The organism is Streptomyces sp. SID1328 (assembly GCF_009865595.1).
GTDB classification, from domain to species: domain Bacteria; phylum Actinomycetota; class Actinomycetes; order Streptomycetales; family Streptomycetaceae; genus Streptomyces; species Streptomyces griseoluteus.
Genome location: NZ_WWKH01000715.1, coordinates 1 through 3757, shown reverse-complemented (window position 1 = coordinate 3757; position 3757 = coordinate 1). Strand labels below are relative to the sequence as shown.

The window sequence follows — 3757 nt, the reverse complement described above, 5'->3', positions numbered from 1 at the left end:
GCAGGCGCTGCGCGGCGAACGGGAGCGTGCCGCCCTGCTCGCCGAGGTCTCCAGCGCCCTGCTGTCCTCGCTGAACGTCGAGCGGTGCATGACGGTCACCGCACGGATGGCCGCGGGCCACCTCGCGGACGCGGCGATCATCGTCGCCCCCGCCCAGGGCCGCCGCCACCAGCTGACCTACGCGCGCGCGGACGGCGAGGTCACCCAGACCATGCTCCCGGTCGAGCCGCGCTCGGTCGCCGGGCTCGCGGAGGCCCTCCAGGGCTTCCCGCCGGTCCCCGCGCGCTGGATCGACCCGGCCGAGCTGCCCGACTGGGCGGTCCCCGAGGGCTTCGACGGCCCGATCGGCTCGGTCATAGTCACCCCGCTGCCGGGCCACGGCGTGCCCGCAGGCGTTCTGATCCTGCTGCGTTCCAGCACCCACCAGGCGTTCACGGACGGTGAGGAGGTCTTCGCGCGGCTCTTCGCGGCGCGGGCCGGTGTGGCGCTCTCGGCCGCGCGCCTGTACGCCGAACAGCATTCGATCACCACCACCCTGATGCGTGATCTTCTGCCGCCGCGCCTGGAGCGCGTCCACGGCGTCGAATACGCGGGTGCCTACCGGGCGGCACGGGACCACGAGCGGGTGGGCGGCGACTTCTACGACGTCCATCCCGGCGCGGACGCGAGCGAGGAGACGTTCGTCGTCCTCGGTGACGTCGCGGGCAAGGGCCTGGAGGCCGCCGTGCTCACCGGCAAGATCCGCAGCGTTCTGCAGGCGCTGCTGCCGCTGTCCGGGGACCACCAGCAGGTGCTCTCCCTGCTCAACGGCGCGCTGCTCAACTCCCACCACACCCGGTTCGCCACGCTGGTGCTGGCGTCCGTCACCCGCCGCTCGGGTCAGGTCCGGCTCCGGCTGACCAGCGCCGGTCATCTGCCGCCCCTGATCATCAGGAGCGACGGCCGCGTGGAGGAGGCTCCGACGCAGGGGCAGCTCATCGGCGCGATGCCCGACGTCACGGCGCGCAGCGCCCATGTGTCGCTGGCGCCGGGGGAGACCTGCCTGCTCTACACGGACGGCATCACCGAAGCCTCCGGCGGCCCGCTGGGCGACCAGTTCTTCGGTGAGGAGCGGCTGCGGGCGGCCCTCGGCCCGTGTGCCCGGATGCCCGCGGAAGCGGTGGTGGAACGGGTGCAGATGCTGGCGGCCCAGTGGCTGGGAGGTGGCCGGCACGACGACATGGCCACCCTCGCCATCACCAACCCGGCGGGCGGCCACGGCGCCCTGCACTCCGTCGACGGCCACCACGCCACCGCGGCCCGGCCCAGGGCGGGGGTCCGCCGATGACCACCGATACCGGCGCGGCGGTCCAGGAGCGCGCGGAACTGTCGGAGCGGCTGTGGACGGCCGTGATGGCCAAGGACGAGTCGGCCGCCGTACGCGAGGTCTTCGCGGCGGCCGACGCGGGAGCGGGCCGGGAGAGCCTGCTGCTGGAGGTGCTCGGCGGGGTCCAGCGCCGGGTCGGCACGGAATGGGCCGCCGACCGGATCAGCGTCGCCGAGGAGCACGCCGCCACCGCGATCATCGACCGGGTCATCGCCGCCCTCGCCCACCGGGTCCCGGCACCGGCCGGCATGCCGGACAGACCGCGCATCACGGTCGCGTGCGTCGACGGCGAGTGGCACGTGCTTCCGGCCCGGCTGCTCGCCGAGGTGCTCACCGGGCGCGGCTGGCAGGTGGACTTCCTGGGCGCCCACACCACCACCCCGCATCTGATCGCCCACCTGCACGTGACCAACCCGGCGGCTGCGCTGCTGTCGGCCTCGCTGCCCCTGCACCTGCCGAGCGCGCACACCGCGGTGACGGCCGTGCAGTCCATCGGCATACCCGTCATGGTCGGTGGCGCGGCCTTCGGCGCGGACGGCCGCTACGCCCGTCTCATCGGCGCCGACGCCTGGGCCCCCGACGCCCGCGCGGCCGCCGGTCTGCTGGCCGACGGCCTGATCCGCCCCGAGCCGACGCCGCGGCAGCAGGTCGACGACCTGCCCCACCTCGCGGACCAGGAGTACACCCTGATCAAGGGCAACCGGGCCGCCCTGGTCCGGCAGGGCCTCGCGGACCTGGAAGCACGCTGGCCCGGCATGCGCGTGTACACCGAGGCGCAGCGCGAGCGCACCGCCGAGGACCTCGCGCACATCGTGGACTTCCTGGCCACCGCCCTCTACGTGGACGACCCGGAGCTGTTCACCGGCTTCATCACGTGGACCGCGGAGATCCTCAAGGCCCGCCGCGTGCCCCCGCACAGCCTGCGGACCGGACTGGACATCATGGCGGGGGAGTTGCACGACTTCCCCCGCGCCCTCGGCTTCCTCAAGGCGGCCGCCGAGGCCCTCCCCGCGACGCCCGCCACCCGACCCAGCCCCGGCCCAGGAATGACCGCATGACCCTCCACCAGCCCGTCGGCTTCTCCGTCACTGTCGAGGCCGTCGACTCTCGCTCGATACGGCTGACGCTTAAGGGAGTCCTGGACTTCGAGTCCGCGGACGAGTTCCTCGACGTCGTGAACCGGATGCTGGACGCGCACGTCCTGGAACACGGCCCGGCGCTGCGGGAGATGCACATGAACTGCGCGGGCCTGCGGCTGGTCGACTCAAGCGGGCTGTCCGCCCTGCTCACGCTGCGGCGACGGACTCATCCGGCGGGCGTCACCCTGCACCTGCGGCACCGGCCGGTGCAGCTGACCCGGATGCTGGCGCTCACCGGCACCGCCGAGTACCTCACGGCCGGCCCGGACGGGACCGCGGAGCCCGTCGGGCCGGCCGGGGAACTCCCCAGCGAGGCCGAGTCCACCCTGTCCTGAGCGTCAGCGCTCCGAGGCCGGCCGCTCCGCGTGGTCACCGGTGGGCAGCTTCCACCAGGCGGTGATCGTCTTGCCCCGTGCGGTGGGCGCGACGGCGGTGTGGTCGCTGAGCTTCTCCACCAGCCCGAGGCCCAGGCCCCCTCGGCCGTCCAGCGGCGGATTCGGGCGCGGGGTCGGCAGCTCGGGGCTGTCGTCGGTGATCTCCAGGATGAGCTGCCCCTCCTCCAGTCTGAGGACGAGCGACCAGGTGCCGTCGGGGGTGTGCCGGACGGCGTTGGTGACCAGCTCGCTCACGACGATCTGCACCGCCTCCGCGTCCGCGCCCGGACAGTGCGCATCCAGGTACGCCGCCGCGAGCCGACGGGCGTCGGCCGGTGACGATGCCTGGGAGTGTGCGGTGAACATGAGCCCCTTTCGCGCGGGCGTGCTTTCCCTGCGCGTGCCCCCGCCCTGACGGTACACGCCGGTGAGGGGGACCGAGCCGCTCACGGCCGCGCCTGCCGCGGCAGCGTGGACAGGGCGGCACGCGCCGACTCCAGGTCGGGATGCGAGGGCAGCACACGGTCCGCCCCGGTGAGTTCGAGCAGTCGCCGTACGGTGACGTCCCCGCCGAAGATGCCGACGTTCCGGCGCCGCGCCGTACGCAGCAGGTGGTTGAGCAGCGACGAGTCGCAGAAGCCGACCTCCCGCAGGTCGAACACGAGCGGCCCGGTCCAGCGGACCAGGGCGTCCTCGGTGGCGTCCTCCACCGTGTCCAGTTCCTCGGGGTCGAGGTGCCCCCGCAGACCGATGACCCACAGCTCTCCGTCGGCCCGCGAATACGCCACCGCCGGGGGGATCACTTCCTCATACGTCTGACCGCCGTTCGCCATGAGGCCATGGTGCCGTACAGGGTCCACCGCGTCACAGTCCAGGGT

The 3757-nt window shown here is 73.5% G+C and carries 5 protein-coding genes; 3 read left to right on the top strand and 2 right to left on the bottom strand.

Features of this window, described 5'->3' with window-relative positions; all coding sequences use genetic code 11:
• The 3 genes from GT030_RS22995 to GT030_RS22985 form a co-directional block, all read left to right on the top strand.
• A partial coding sequence (locus tag GT030_RS22995; protein ID WP_161202716.1) for a GAF domain-containing SpoIIE family protein phosphatase occupies positions 1-1327 on the top strand: 1327 nt, incomplete at its 5' end.
• Positions 1324-2424: a cobalamin B12-binding domain-containing protein gene (locus GT030_RS22990; RefSeq protein WP_161202715.1), complete on the top strand. Its 1101-nt coding sequence runs from the start codon at positions 1324-1326 to the stop codon at positions 2422-2424. The genes GT030_RS22995 and GT030_RS22990, both read left to right, overlap by 4 nt.
• The gene (locus GT030_RS22985; protein ID WP_161202714.1) at positions 2421-2840 is read left to right on the top strand and encodes an STAS domain-containing protein; all 420 of its coding nucleotides are present in this window, start codon (positions 2421-2423) and stop codon (positions 2838-2840) included. The genes GT030_RS22990 and GT030_RS22985 overlap by 4 nt, the downstream gene beginning before the upstream one ends.
• Before the next feature lie 3 nt (positions 2841-2843).
• On the opposite strand, the gene GT030_RS22980 is transcribed toward GT030_RS22985, so the two are convergent.
• The gene (locus GT030_RS22980; RefSeq protein ID WP_161202713.1) at positions 2844-3245 is read right to left on the bottom strand and encodes an ATP-binding protein; all 402 of its coding nucleotides are present in this window, start codon (positions 3243-3245) and stop codon (positions 2844-2846) included.
• Positions 3246-3325: 80 nt separating this feature from the next.
• Positions 3326-3757, bottom strand: a 432-nt coding sequence (locus GT030_RS22975; RefSeq protein WP_237522758.1) for an STAS domain-containing protein, incomplete at its 5' end; no start/stop codon positions are given.